The organism is Flagellimonas sp. (assembly GCF_965233845.1).
Lineage (GTDB): Bacteria > Bacteroidota > Bacteroidia > Flavobacteriales > Flavobacteriaceae > Flagellimonas.
In genome coordinates, this window is the sequence record NZ_OZ247584.1 from 1,700,111 (window position 1) to 1,713,944 (window position 13,834).

The 13,834-nt window shown below is 42.5% G+C and carries 10 protein-coding genes; 5 read left to right on the plus strand and 5 right to left on the minus strand.

Annotated elements, in window-relative coordinates; genetic code table 11:
• Position 1: 1 nt before the first annotated feature.
• Positions 2–1,027 carry a threonine aldolase family protein gene (locus tag ACO6S0_RS07380; protein ID WP_422351344.1) on the plus strand — a complete coding sequence of 342 codons (1,026 nt, stop codon included), beginning with the start codon at positions 2–4 and terminating at the stop codon, positions 1,025–1,027.
• Positions 1,028–1,031: 4 nt separating this feature from the next.
• Here ACO6S0_RS07380 and ACO6S0_RS07385 read toward each other — a convergent pair whose 3' ends face one another.
• Entirely contained in the window at positions 1,032–1,358 is a 327-nt protein-coding gene (locus ACO6S0_RS07385) for a YbaB/EbfC family nucleoid-associated protein (protein ID WP_422351345.1), read from the minus strand.
• 141 nt (positions 1,359–1,499) lie between these two features.
• Between ACO6S0_RS07385 and ACO6S0_RS07390 the strand changes: the two genes are divergently transcribed.
• The 4 genes from ACO6S0_RS07390 to ACO6S0_RS07405 all read left to right on the plus strand — a co-directional run bounded on the left by ACO6S0_RS07390 (position 1,500) and on the right by ACO6S0_RS07405 (position 9,465).
• Positions 1,500–3,554 carry a S9 family peptidase gene (locus ACO6S0_RS07390; protein WP_422351346.1) on the plus strand — a complete coding sequence of 685 codons (2,055 nt, stop codon included), beginning with the start codon at positions 1,500–1,502 and terminating at the stop codon, positions 3,552–3,554.
• A gap of 114 nt (positions 3,555–3,668) precedes the next feature.
• Entirely contained in the window at positions 3,669–6,917 is a 3,249-nt protein-coding gene (locus ACO6S0_RS07395) for a glycoside hydrolase family 2 TIM barrel-domain containing protein (RefSeq protein ID WP_422351347.1), read from the plus strand.
• A gap of 124 nt (positions 6,918–7,041) precedes the next feature.
• Positions 7,042–8,082: a PLP-dependent cysteine synthase family protein gene (locus tag ACO6S0_RS07400; RefSeq protein ID WP_422351348.1), complete on the plus strand. Its 1,041-nt coding sequence runs from the start codon at positions 7,042–7,044 to the stop codon at positions 8,080–8,082.
• Positions 8,083–8,205: 123 nt separating this feature from the next.
• The gene (locus ACO6S0_RS07405) at positions 8,206–9,465 is read left to right on the plus strand and encodes an aminotransferase class I/II-fold pyridoxal phosphate-dependent enzyme (protein ID WP_422351349.1); all 1,260 of its coding nucleotides are present in this window, start codon (positions 8,206–8,208) and stop codon (positions 9,463–9,465) included.
• A 6-nt stretch (positions 9,466–9,471) separates the two neighbouring features.
• On the opposite strand, the gene ACO6S0_RS07410 is transcribed toward ACO6S0_RS07405, so the two are convergent.
• The 4 genes from ACO6S0_RS07410 to ACO6S0_RS07425 all read right to left on the minus strand — a co-directional run bounded on the left by ACO6S0_RS07410 (position 9,472) and on the right by ACO6S0_RS07425 (position 13,805).
• Positions 9,472–11,076 carry a solute:sodium symporter family transporter gene (locus tag ACO6S0_RS07410; RefSeq protein ID WP_422351350.1) on the minus strand — a complete coding sequence of 535 codons (1,605 nt, stop codon included), beginning with the start codon at positions 11,074–11,076 and terminating at the stop codon, positions 9,472–9,474.
• A gap of 3 nt (positions 11,077–11,079) precedes the next feature.
• Positions 11,080–11,946 (minus strand): inositol oxygenase family protein, encoded by an 867-nt coding sequence (locus ACO6S0_RS07415; protein ID WP_422351351.1) that lies wholly within the window; start codon positions 11,944–11,946, stop codon positions 11,080–11,082.
• A gap of 167 nt (positions 11,947–12,113) precedes the next feature.
• The gene (locus ACO6S0_RS07420) at positions 12,114–12,575 is read right to left on the minus strand and encodes a DUF2059 domain-containing protein (protein WP_422351352.1); all 462 of its coding nucleotides are present in this window, start codon (positions 12,573–12,575) and stop codon (positions 12,114–12,116) included.
• A 108-nt stretch (positions 12,576–12,683) separates the two neighbouring features.
• Complete coding sequence (locus ACO6S0_RS07425) at positions 12,684–13,805, minus strand: GTP cyclohydrolase (protein WP_422351353.1); 1,122 nt, start codon at positions 13,803–13,805, stop codon at positions 12,684–12,686.
• Positions 13,806–13,834: the final 29 nt, after the last annotated feature.

A 13,834-nucleotide genomic window follows, 5' to 3' on the forward strand; every position in this document is an offset into this window, starting at 1 on the left:
CATGCAAATAAATCTAATAAGTGACACCGTGACCAAACCCACTCCTGGGATGTTGGAGGCCATGATGACAGCCAAAGTAGGGGATGATGTGTTTAAAAATGACCCTAATGTGAACGCTTTGGAAGAAAAAGTCGCTGAGTATTTTGGAATGGAGGCTTCCCTTTTTTTTCCCAGCGGTTCCATGGCCAATCAAACAGCTATTAAATTGCATACCCATCCTGGGGAACAGCTCATATGTGACAAGTACGCCCATGTGTTTAATTATGAAGGCGGCGGGGCCAGTTTTAATAGTGGGGTGTCCTGCAGATTGGTAGATGGAAATCGGGGAATGATGACCGCCGGGCAGGTGGAAGAATCCATAAATCCACCAGATTTTTACCACAGTCCCTTATCCACCTTGGTATGTATTGAAAATACGACCAACAAAGGCGGTGGAGCCTGTTGGAATTTTGAAGAATTAAAGAAAATAAAGAAGGTTTGCGATCAAAACCAGTTGCATTACCATTTGGATGGGGCTCGACTTTGGAACGCCCTGGTGGCCAAAAATGAGAATCCCCAGGATTATGGCAACCTTTTCGAAACCATAAGCGTATGTTTTAGCAAGGGATTAGGATGCCCAGTGGGCTCAGTCTTGGTGGGTTCAAGGGAAGCTATGGACAAGGCCCTTCGCATCCGCAAGATTCTTGGAGGTGGAATGCGGCAATCGGGATTTTTGGCTGCTGCCGCCATTTATGCCATGGATCACCATATTGATCGCTTGTCCCAGGATCATGCAAAGGCCAAGGAAATTGGGGAGCTGCTCCAAAGCTTGGATTTTGTCCAGAAGGTAGAACCCATTGAAACCAACATAATTATTTTTGAATTGGATGAATCCAAAATGACCTCAGATACCTTTTTGGGAAAACTGACCGAAAACCAGATTTCCATCATAGGAATGGGGCAAGGAAAATTGCGGATAGTCACACATCTGGATTACACCCAGACAATGCACGATCATTTTTTAAAAATCCTAAAAACAATAGGTTGATTTCCTATTTAAAAAGGGAATCCATTCCAGGTATATTGGGCATACCCTCTTTGGCCACAGCGGCCAATTCCGTCTCATTGACCTTGGTGGCCTGTTCTATGGCTTTATTCAGTGTTAGTACCAAATAATCTTCCAGTTGCTCTTTATCTTTAAGTAGACTATCATCAATGGCAATTGATTTAAGTTCCCTATTGGCGGTGATGGTGATCTTTAGCAATCCGTCTGAGGATTCCTCGTCAATCAATACAGTATTCAAACGTTCTTTGGTTTGCTTAACCTTTTCTTGGGTCTCCTTGAGTTTACCCATCATTCCCATAAAATCTCCAAACATGATATAGTATAGTGTAAATTAAGGTCAAAAGTAATAATTTGGGCAAAATCTGTCGCGATGAAAGGATCACTTTATACTTACTTAGGTTGTTTGATATGCCTTATTTTTGCAGCCGCTTGTAAAAATAAAACTGAAGACCGCATGAGCATTACTCCGCCAATAGCTAAAAAACACCCCAAGAAGCTTGAAAAACACGGGGACCTTAGAATTGATGATTACTATTGGATGAATGATAGGGAAGATCAAGAGGTTTTGGATTATCTCAATGCTGAGAATGCCTACTATGCCGAAATGAGCAAGCATACCAAGGATTTTCAAGAGGAACTGTTCCATGAGATGAAATCCCGCATCAAGGAGGATGACAATTCGGTTCCCTATAAGTACAACGGCTATTGGTATATAACCCGTTATGAAAAGGGAGGGGAATATCCCATGTATTTTAGGAAGAAAGAGGAAATGGAAGCCCCAGATGAGCTCTTGTTCAATTGTAACGAAATGGCCAAAGAACACGAATTCTTCAATCTAAGAGGGATTTCCGTGAGTCCTGATAATACCTTGGCCTCATTTGCCACAGATACCGTTTCACGAAGACAATATACTATCCAAATCAAGGATTTAGAATCAGGACAAATTCTTGATGACAAGATTGAAAACACGACTGGAAGTTCTGTTTGGGCCAATGACGGAAAAACCTTGTTTTATACCAAAAAGGATCCGGTAACCCTTCGCGCCGACAAAATCTACAGACATGTTTTGGGCACATCAGTTTCAGAGGATGTGTTGGTCCACCACGAAAAGGATTCCACGTACAACACTTTTGTGTATAAGACCAAGTCCAGGAAATATTTGGTCATTGGGTCGGTAAGTACACTGACTTCGGAATATCAAATTTTGGATGCCAATGACCCAGCGGGAGAATTTGCCATATTTTCTCCTAGGGAACGGGGAGTGGAATACGGCATTTCGCATTACAACGGCAACTTTTTTATCTTGACCAATAAGGATGGAGCCACTAATTTTAAGCTGATGAAGACCATGGAAGCCAAAACTTCCTCAGAACACTGGCAGGAGTTCATTCCGCACAGAGAAGAGGTCTTGTTGGAAGATGTGGAGATATTCAAGGATTATTATGTGCTTTCGGAAAGGGAAAATGGTCTTAACCAGTTAAAGATTAACCGATGGGATGGTTCAGCATCCTACTATTTACCCTTTGATAGCGAGACTTATGTGGCGGGAGCTTCCATCAATGTAGAATTCGATTCCAAAATGTTCCGTTATTATTACAACGAAATGGGTTCACCCTATGCCATTATCGATTTTGATATGGAGACCCAATCCAAAACAGTTTTAAAGGAACAAGAGGTGTTGGGCGGCAAGTTTGACAAAGCCAACTATAGAACCAAACGGGTTTGGGCCACAGCTAGGGATGGAGTCCAAATCCCAATTTCCATGGTCTATCATAAAGATGTCGAATTTGACGGCAGTAGCCCACTGTTGCAATATGCCTACGGTTCCTACGGAAGTACTATAGACCCCTATTTTTCTTCCATTCGGTTAAGTTTATTGGACCGAGGGGTGGTCTATGCCATTGCCCACGTGAGGGGAGGCGAGTATTTGGGTCGAGGATGGTATGACAATGGAAAATTACTCCACAAGAAGAACACCTTTACCGATTTTATGGATTGTTCCAAATATTTGATTGCAAAAAATTATACCAGCCCTGAACATTTATATGCTAGCGGCGGCTCTGCAGGTGGACTTTTAATGGGAGCAGTTATCAATATGGCGCCGGAGTTGTATAATGGTGTTATAGCGGCGGTACCCTTCGTAGATGTGGTAACCACCATGCTGGATGATTCCATTCCATTGACCACTGGGGAATATGATGAATGGGGCAATCCCAATGAAAAGGAATACTATGACTATATGAAATCCTACTCTCCCTATGATAATGTAGAAGCCAAAAAGTACCCCAATCTCTATGTTTCTACGGGATTGCACGATTCTCAGGTTCAATATTGGGAACCGGCCAAATGGGTGGCCAAATTGCGGGAGTTGAAAACTGATGATAATCTTTTGTTCCTGGATACCAATATGGATGCAGGTCATGGTGGTGCTTCCGGTAGGTTTGAATCCTTAAAGGAAACCGCAAAGGAATACGCGTTTATCCTGGATTTGGAAGGAAAAACTGAATAGCCAACTTGCCCTAGCAGCGATTTGACAAAAGTGGTTTTGGATGATGGAATCCATCGTTGATTGCGTAATTTAGGGGCTACTTAATTGTAGCATATCTAAAACCAAAACCTCAAAATGAAAAACAATTTCATGGCGGTCTTGTGTCTTCTCGCAACCTGGACCGCACTCTCACAATCTCCCAACGATTGGGAAAATCCGTTGGTGACCAGTATTAACAAACTTCCTGCGCGCGCCACTTCCATTTCGTTTCCCGATGAAACCATGGCCCTGAAGGGAGACAGAAAAGCCAGCCCCCGTTATCAGAGCCTTAACGGTACTTGGAAGTTCAATTTTGCCCCGACAGTGGAGCAAGGAAAGGCCCATCAGGACTTCTACCAGCCAACATTTGATATATCTGCATGGAATGGTATTGCTGTTCCCGCCAATTGGGAACTTCACGGCTATGGAAGGGCCATTTACACCAATGTAACCTATCCGTTTGTGCCTGTGGATCCACCCTATGTCCCAAAAGATGATAGTCCCGTTGGATTCTATAGAACCAATTTTACAATTCCCGCTAATTGGGATAACAACATAGTAATTATCCATTTTGGAGGTGTCACTTCTGCATTTTATCTGTGGATCAATGGAAAAAAAGTAGGCTATAGCCAAGGGAGTCGATTGCCTGCGGAATTTGACATCACTGATTACTTGCAAGAAGGGGAGAACGTTCTGGCAGCCCAAGTTTTTAGATGGAGTGATGGCTCGTATTTGGAAGACCAAGACCATTGGCGTTTGAGTGGCATTCATAGGGACGTTTATCTGGAAGCTTTACCCAAGACGCATATCTATGATTTCTTTGTACGCGCCTCATTGGATGATACTTTTGAACACGGCAAACTCAGCGTTCGACCCAAGCTCCAACTGGAAAAGGGGGTAGATGTTTCCAATTGGGAACTATCCATGCAGTTATTTGATTCCAACAATGCTCCTGTTCTGGACAAGGCAGTGGTAAGACCTGTTTCCGAATTGCTGAAAGAAAGGTATCCGCAAAGAGGTACCGTTAATTTTGCATTTCTGGAATCAGAGATTGATAATCCCCTTAAATGGAGCGCCGAACATCCAAATTTGTACACCTTGGTTCTGTATTTAAAAGATGCTGAGGGAGCCATTGTAGAAGCAAGGAGCAGCAAGGTTGGGTTTAGGTCTATTGAAATCAGGGATGGGGAGTTTTTCGTGAATGGCCAACCTGTTCTCTTATACGGTGTTAACAGGCATGATCACAGTCAGCATACTGGTAAAGTGGTATCTGAAGAGATAATGAGGAAGGACGCGCTGCTCATGAAGCAGTTCAATTTTAATGCGGTAAGGACTTCGCACTATCCCAACAATCCATTTTGGTATGAACTATGTGACGAATATGGATTGTATGTTATAGATGAAACCAACCTTGAAACCCACGGAATAACAGGCATCTTGACCAACAACCCGGATTGGGCCCATGCCCATGTAGATCGAGCGAAACGGATGGTGGAAAGGGATAAAAACCACCCCTCCATCATTTTTTGGTCTTTGGGAAATGAGAGTGGAATGGGACCAAATCATGCCGCTATGTCGGGTTGGATCAAGGATTACGACCCTACCCGTTTTATTCATTACGAGGGAGCCCAATACCGAAGTTGGGATAGCGGGTTGACCGATCCAGCTTATGTGGATATCCGTAGTAGAATGTATAATTCCGTAGAGTACATGGTAGATCTTGCCAATGCCCCAAAAGACCCCCGTGCCGTAATATATTGTGAATACGCCCATGCTATGGGAAATTCCTTGGGGAATTTTACCAAATTCTGGGATGCCATCAAGGCCAATAAGAGGTTTATCGGTGCTTTTATCTGGGATTGGACGGATGGTTCGCTCATCAAAAAACTGGATAATGGTAAAGAGATGTGGGCTTATGGAGGCGACTATGGAGAAACCATTCACAGTGGAAATTTCAACAACAATGGGGTTATTAGTCCGGACCAAACCCCAAAACCGGCTACTTGGGAAGCCAAAAAGGTGCAACAACCTGTTGAAATCACTTCGGATGATTTGGTCAATGGTATATTCAAACTCAAAAACAGACATCATTTTACCTCATTGTCCCAATACGATGGTTTCTGGAAATTGGAAGCGGACGGGCAAACTGTACAAGAAGGCACATTTGAGGTACCTGATGTGGAAGCCCAAGCCATGGGAACGATTCAGATCAATTACAAACAACCCAAGGTGAAACCAGGAGTTGGCTATTATATTACCTTGAGCCTTAGACTGAACAGGGATTACAATTGGGCAAAGGCAGGTCATGAAACCTCCTGGCAACAGTTTGAATTGCCATTTTTTGAGGTGGCACCGGAACAAAAGTTAAAGGACGCACGGGATTTGTCGACCCAAGAAACAGAGGAGGCTGTGACTGTTGTTACCAAAACAGCCAAAATTCGATTCGACAGAAAGACTGGTGCACTCACTTCCATAGATTTACAGGGAACAGAATTGTTAAATGGAGCCATACAGCCCAACTTCTGGAGACCTCCAACTGACAATGATGTTGGATCTAACATGCCAGAGCGGCAAAAGTATTGGAAAAATGCAGCAAAAGACAGAACATTGCGTTCTTTTGAAGTTGTCCACCAAGGACCCAAAAGTATGATTTTGCAGGCGACTTATGATCTACCCAAGGTATCTTCCGAAGATGGTGGACAACATCCAACTTTGGTAGTCAGATATACCGTGTTTGGAGATGGTGAAATTGCTGTGGAAAGCAGTTTTGTTCCCGTTGAGGATCTTCCTAACCTACCTCGATTAGGTATGCAATTGACTTTGCATGACGATTTTGATGCCATGGAGTGGCTTGGGAAGGGCCCTCACGAAAATTATGTGGATAGAGCTACCTCTTCCGCTTATGGTCTGTATAACAAATCGGTTAAAAAAGACTTTTTCCATTATGTGCGGCCACAGGAAAGCAATAATTATACTGGGGTTGATTGGGCAAGGCTTACTAATAATTCAGGCAAAGGGCTTGAAATTTTGGGCAGTGTCCCGTTAAGTGTAAGTGCTTGGCCGTATACCATGGAGGATCTTTCGGACCCCAAGGGACATATTGTGGAATTACCGGAAAGGGATATTATAACCCTTAACGTGGATTACCGACAAATGGGCGTGGGAGGAGATGACAGCTGGACCATCAATGCTAGGCCACATGAAGAGTTTCGTTTACCGTCCAAAGAATACAATTATGGTTTTGTTATACGACCCATATTGTCAAAATCCAAAAGGATTGACCATAGTATGCCACCGATCAAGGAATCCAAGGAAAAACTGGATAAGACGTTACCATTGGACTAATTTGGAAAAATCGGCTGCAAGGGGCTAATTCTTGGATAAAATGCCGCTTAAAATAAAAAATACTATTTTTGTCCCGGATTAATTGTTGGCATGTTCGGCAATTGCCCCTTACCTAAACCCAGTTATGAAAAAACAGATAAGTGCGTGTAGCAGTATTCTTGATTTAATTGGAAATACCCCTCTTGTTAAGCTAAACAAAATCGCAGAACCCCTTACCGGTAGTTTTTATGCTAAGGTGGAGGCCTTTAATCCAGGCCATTCCTCCAAAGATAGAATTGCCGCCTATATTATTGAGGAGGCGGAGCGTAAAGGAATTTTAAAACCAGGAAGCACCATTATTGAAACTACCTCTGGTAATACGGGGTTTAGTTTGGCCATGGTGAGCATTGTTAAAGGCTATAAATGTGTATTGGCGGTTAGTTCCAAATCATCGCCTGATAAGATAGACATGTTGAGGTCCATGGGAGCTAAGGTATATGTGTGCCCTGCCCACGTTAGCGCGGATGACCCAAGATCATATTATGAGGTGGCCAAAAGATTGCACAGCGAGACCAAGAACTCCATTTATATCAACCAATATTTCAACGAACTGAACATAGAGGCCCATTACAATACCACTGGTCCCGAAATTTGGAACCAGACCAACGGTACAATCACCCATTTGGTGGCCTGTAGTGGAACTGGAGGCACTATTTCCGGAATTGCCAGGTATTTAAAAGAGCAGAATCCTGAGGTAAAGGTACTGGGAGTTGATGCTTATGGTTCGGTATTGAAAAAGTTTCACGAAACTGGGGAATTTGACCATAACGAGGTGTACCCATATCGCATAGAGGGGTTGGGTAAAAATTTGATTCCTGCAGCAACAGATTTCAATTATATTGACCGATACATCAAGGTAACTGATGGTGAAAGTGCCCATATGGCCCGAAAAATTGCTCATTCCGAAGGAATGTTTGTTGGCTATACCAGTGGAGCGGCCATGCAGGCCTTGTATCAGTTGAACACTGAAGGTGAGTTTTCAGAAGATAGCAATGTGGTGGTAATATTCCCAGACCATGGCTCAAGGTATATGAGCAAGGTGTACAGTAATGAATGGATGGAAAACCAAGGGTTCTTCGACATCCAGAACTCGGAAACACCTGAAAAAGTAGAGTATATCAAGTAATAAGAGAGACTTCTAAAAATATGGAACGGCAATGGTTTTCATTGCCGTTTTTTTATGTTCCCATTTCATTGTGAGGGCTTACCAAAAATATATATTTTTGCATTTGAATTAATTTTAGGGTAGATGAGAGATTTATTTGACAGGATAATTGAAAATAAAGGGCCTTTGGGAAAATGGGCATCGCAGGCAGAAGGATATTTTGTATTCCCAAAATTGGAAGGACCTATCTCTAACCGGATGAAATTCCAAGGAAAAGATGTTATTACCTGGAGTATTAATGACTATTTGGGATTGGCCAACCTACCTGAAATTAAAAAAGTAGACGGAGATGCTGCTTATGAGCACGGCTCTGCCTATCCCATGGGTGCCCGTATGATGAGCGGACACACCGATTATCACGAACAATTGGAGCAGGAATTGGCCGCTTTTGTTCATAAAGAAGCTTCTTATCTATTAAATTTTGGCTATCAAGGATTCATGTCTGTGATAGATGCCTTGGTTGCCAAGGACGATATTATTGTCTATGATGTGGACTGCCATGCCTGTATTATTGATGGGGTAAGATTGCATATGGGCAAGCGTTTCACTTTCAAACACAATGATGCAGAGAGTTTGGAGAAAAACTTGGAGCGTGCAACCAAACTGGCCTCAGAAACTGGTGGTGGTATTTTAGTGATTTCCGAAGGTGTATTTGGTATGCGCGGAGAGCAGGGAATCCTAAAAGAGATTGTTGACCTCAAAAAGAAATATAAGTTCAGATTGTTGGTTGATGACGCCCACGGTTTCGGAACGCTTGGTAAAACAGGAGCCGGAGCAGGAGAGGAGCAAGGTGTTCAGGATGAAATAGATGTGTATTTGGCCACATTTGCCAAATCTATGGCGGGGATTGGGGCTTTTGTAGCTGCTGACAAGGAAATTATAGAATACCTAAAATATAACCTTCGTTCCCAAATGTTCGCCAAATCCCTTCCCATGGTCTATGTTAAGGGAGCCTTAAAGCGTCTGGATATGTTGCGCACAAGACCGGAGCTAAAGGCCAAACTTTGGGAAAATGTAAATGCCCTTCAAAATGGCCTAAAGGAACGAGGATTTGATATTGGAACCACATCCAGCTGCGTAACCCCGGTATATCTGAACGGAAGTATTCCAGAAGCCATGGCTTTGGTAAAAGACCTTAGGGAAAACTATGGAATTTTTTGCTCCATTGTGGTTTATCCTGTGATACCGAAAGGACTGATCTTATTGAGATTGATTCCGACCGCAACCCATACCTTGGAAGATATCAAGGAGACTCTGGATGCCTTTTCCGGTATTCGGGAGCGATTGCAAAATGGAACCTATAAAAGGCTTTCTGCTGCCGTAGCTGCTGCCATGGGCGAGTAGTAAGTTCTAACCCACATTGCCCAAGAGCACATAAATACCAAGCGTAAGTATAACCAATAAAATGCTAAATGACTTGGCATAGCGCCACTGGTTTAGTTCCACGGCTCCAACATCCGTAATTCTAAATGTATTGATTCTTGGAAATTGCCAAGAAACCAAGAGCATTACAAGAATGTTGAGCACAAATTCAACGCCCCAGAGGTGCACGTAGTGCACATCTACTTGCAAAATGAAGTTTGTGGTAATATAGAAGATCAAACCAAAAAACAATCCCACCTTGGCTCCTGTTGCCGATACCTTGGGAAGGAAAAACCCAGCGAGGATCACAGTGGCCATCGGAATAAAGAATATACCGTTGAGTTGCTGAAGCAATTGATACAAGCCTTGTGGAGCTTGGGCAACAAAGGGTGCAATCCCAATAGCAAAAAAGGCCAAAAGTGCCGAGGTACTTTTCCCAACCCGAACCAATAGTTTTTCCCTAGCTTTCTTGTTAAGGTACCTTTTGTAAATGCCCAAACTAAATATGGTGGCAGCACTATTCAATGCGCTATTGAATGTACTGAGAATAGCACCCATTAAGACCGCCACAAAAAAACCCGTCATCCAAAACGGAAGTACTTTTTTTACCAAACTGGGGTATACCAGCTCTTTTTTGTCAAAAAAATCCTCATTAAAGTAATAGAACGCAATAATTCCTGGGAGCACTATGATTAGGGGAATCAGGATTTTTAAAAGACCGGTAAACAATAGCCCTTTCTGCGCCTCTTTTAGGTTTATAGCTCCCAAGGCCCTTTGAATAATGGATTGGTGCATGGTCCAAAAATACAGTTGGTTAATGATCAAACCGGTGAACAGGACCCCAAAAGGCATAATGGCGTCTCTTGCACCAGGCCCTATAGAGTTCTCGTCACTAATAACATTGAACTTTTCGGGTACTTTATCATAGACCATCTGAAGGCCATTCCAGATATGGCCGTCGCCAATTTCCCATAGAGCCAAGAACGGGATGGATATGCCCGCCAACAGCAAACCAAATCCATTGATGGTGTCAGTATATACTACCATTTTTAGCCCCCCAAAAATGGCATAAACTGCTCCTATGGTACCCACTACAACCACGGTAAGCCATAAACCTTGATTTTCCTGAATGCCAAGTAACTTGGAAATATCGAAAATCTGCTCAATGCTTACAGCGCCGGAATACAGCACAATGGGTAGCAATGTGGAAACAAAGGAAACAATCAATAGAAACGCAATAATGGTTCGGGTCAGTCCATCAAAACGCTTTTCAAGAAATTCTGGAATGGTGGTCAATCCCATTTTTAAATATCGTGGAGCAAAATAGAGGGCCGCGGCAACAAGGGCAAGGGCAGAGGTTACCTCCCAGGCGACAATTATGGCACCATGCTTATAGGAATCTCCATTCATTCCTACCAAATGTTCGGTAGAAATGTTTGTAAGTAAAAGGGAGCCTGCAATAACAATTCCGGTGAGGCTGCGTCCACCCAAAAAATAGCCATCCTGTGTGGAAAGCCTATCCTTTCTAAGTTTCCAAGTGGAAAATGCCGCTACAAAAGCCGTAAAAACAAAAAAACTAATGAACTGAACCATCCGTTAGAACCGAATAGTATCAGGTAAATATTTTGAGGCCAAATCCTCATAAAATGGCTTTAATTCGGCTACATTGGGCCGCACAGGTGCCTTGGTATACAAATCATAGGGATTGAATCTGTCCACCCATTTGAACATGGCATGGTCATGTTTGTCCATCAAATGATCGTAAGCATGTTCCCTGTGTTGTGCATAAAAGCTGTGGTAGCGGATAATATACAGGCCTTCCTCGGGTAAATAGTCCTTCATTACATGATACAAATATTCGTCATGTCCCCAGGACATATGTACGTTGCGAAGGCCACAATTTTCAGAATAGACCCCTAGTTTGGTGTTGTAACGTTCATCCGTACTGTCCGGGTTGGCCTCAAAAAAATCTGGATAAACAATTTTGTCGGAAAATTGGCAGCCCACAGGGAAGGTGTCACCCACAACAGCCCACTGGGGTTCTCCAAACAAGCAGAGCACTTTGCCCAAATCATGCAAAAAACCTGTTAGCACAAACCAATCAGGATGTCCGTCGGCACGAATGGCCTCGGAAGTCTGCAGCAAATGCTGGGTCTGATCCAAATCAATATCCGGGTCTGAATCGTCTACTAGGGTATTTAAAAACTCAACCGCATCCCAAAGCCCCATGGCCTTACGGTTTAAATTCAAGAATTCCTTTTCCTTTTTAAGCACAAAATCATATGTCTGAAATTTGTGGTTTTGCCGATAAAATTCCTTTACCGTATCCCTGGCAGGGTTTTCATAATTTCTAAACTCCTTCTTGGTTTTTTTACCATTTTCGGGGTATCTGTCCAACAAATCATCCTCCCATAATTCCATTAAATCGTGGGCTTTTTTCTTTTGATTTGCGCTTAATTTCATGCTATTTGTAATTATGGGTCACTAGTAAAGATATAAAATTCTAGGGCAAGCAGCTTTCAGGAATTTCCACTCAGCTGGACAGTGTCCATAATGAACTGGACCGTATTAATGGCAAATAGGAAAGAACAGTTGATCAATATTTGGAAGGAGAGTGGAATCTCGTTCGATTAATATCCTTTCTCTTCCAGTCTTTTTATCATTTTTTCACTAATCTTCAATCCCCATTGTTGCCCAACAGTCATGGATTCTGCTGTGATTTGGGGTGTATTTTTAGCAAATTTTTTCCCAACAGGGGTTGAATAGAAGGCAACGAGCTGCGATAAATCTTCTTCTGTCAGGTATTTTTGATAAACAGGTGTCAGCAATTGAACCAATTCATGAACCGAGGTTTTTTTGAATTCTGCCTGTAGTTCATCCCAAGTACCAGTGTCCACCGAGGTATAGTTTTGTTTGATCATACCAAACATTTGATCTATGACCGTTACAAAAGTTTCATGGGATCCATTAACAGCGAATAGCTCCCCTAGTGCCTTTTCATAATTGGAGGTCTCATTTTGGGCATTGGCTGATAAACCAATCAAACAAATACAGAGGATTACATACTTTTTGGTGGGAAGTAAAAATTTCATGCTGAGGTTTTAAGGTTGTTTATTAGTCTACAAAACGGCTAAAGCCAGCTAAAATTGTCATTGTCAAATTCCGAAGCGCCAAACTCTGAATCCTATCAAGTCAACCTACTAGCTTAACGATTTTTTATATGTTCTTCTACGTTTATGGGTTACCGGGTCAAAATGCTTCCACATTTGCCGGATAGCTACGTTTTCTTCCAATTCCGGGGTTCGGATGCAGTTGACCACCCCGCGTTTTTTGAAAGTTTTGTAGTATTCGTTGAAAATAATTGCGGTAACGCCTTTATTCTGGTAATCCGGACGGATTCCAATCAAGTAAAAGATGACATCCTTGCTGTGTTTCTTGGCCTTCAACAAATGAAACACTCCCGTTGGGAAAAGTCTACCATTGGCCTTTTGCAAGGCTTGGGAGAAAGACGGCATTACAATGGCAAAGGCCACCAATTGATCATCGGAATCAACAATAAACTTGATGTATTCAGGATTTATAAAGCTGATGTACTTCTTTTTAAAATACTCTTTCTGTACATCGGTAATCTTTACAAAAGAGGCCAAACTGGAATAGCTGTTATTGAACAAATCGAACATTTTATCCACCCAGGGCATGATTTCCTTGCTATTGCTAAAATTAAGCTCACGCAGTGAATATCGCTTTTTAATTAGGAGATTGGCTTTTTCAAAAACCTTTGGATCGGCATTGGCAAACAAAAACTTGTTTTCCAGATATTCCTTTTCCTTCACAAAACCGTGATGTTCGTAGTGTTTTTGATAGTATGGGTGGTTATACCAGGTGATCATGGTTCCTATATGGTCAAAACCATCAATGAGCACTCCTACCTTGTCCAGATTGGAAAAGCCAACCGGACCTTCCATATAATCCAGTTGATGTTCCCGTCCAATTTCAGCCACCTTTTCCAACAATGCGGCAGAAACCTCCAAATCATCTATAAAATCAAACCACCCAAAGCGCATCTTCTTCAGATTTTGCCCTTTGACTTCCAGCCAATTGATGATGGCAGCCACCCTTCCTACAATCTTCCCATCCTTATAGGCCAGAAAGAAGGAGGCCTCGGCATTTTGAAATACAGGGTTTTTATCCGCATTGAAAGTTTCCATTTCATCGTTAATGATGGGCGGAACCCAATAGGGAGAATCTTTATAAATGGAAAAGGGGAATTTTACAAATTTCTTTAAATCAGACTTGGATTGTACCTGTTTTACTTGAACCATACAACGTAGTTTGTAGGGTCAATATTAGG